At 53.7% G+C, this 255-nt stretch carries 1 rRNA gene; it reads right to left on the bottom strand.

From position 1 onward, the window contains the following. Positions 1 to 255, bottom strand: a 23S ribosomal RNA gene (locus tag ACA373_RS22215); the annotation flags it as partial.

Below are 255 nucleotides of genomic sequence, written 5' to 3'. Positions count from 1 at the left end.
GCTGTTCCCCGTTCGCTCGCCGCTACTGGGGGAATCTCGGTTGATTTCTTTTCCTCTGGGTACTTAGATGTTTCAGTTCCCCAGGTTCGCCTTGCAGCACTATGTATTCATGCTGCAATGATGCACAAGTGCACCGGGTTTCCCCATTCGGGTATCGTCGGTTGTTGCGGTTCATATCACCTTACCGACGCTTATCGCAGATTAGCACGCCCTTCATCGCCTCTGACTGCCAGGGCATCCACCGTGTACGCTTAG

Source organism: Erwinia sp. STN24 (genome assembly GCF_041320675.1).
Classification (GTDB): domain Bacteria; phylum Pseudomonadota; class Gammaproteobacteria; order Enterobacterales; family Enterobacteriaceae; genus Erwinia; species Erwinia aeris.
The sequence above is the reverse complement of the archived record's forward strand: the minus strand, read 5'-3'. Positions and strand labels throughout refer to the sequence as shown.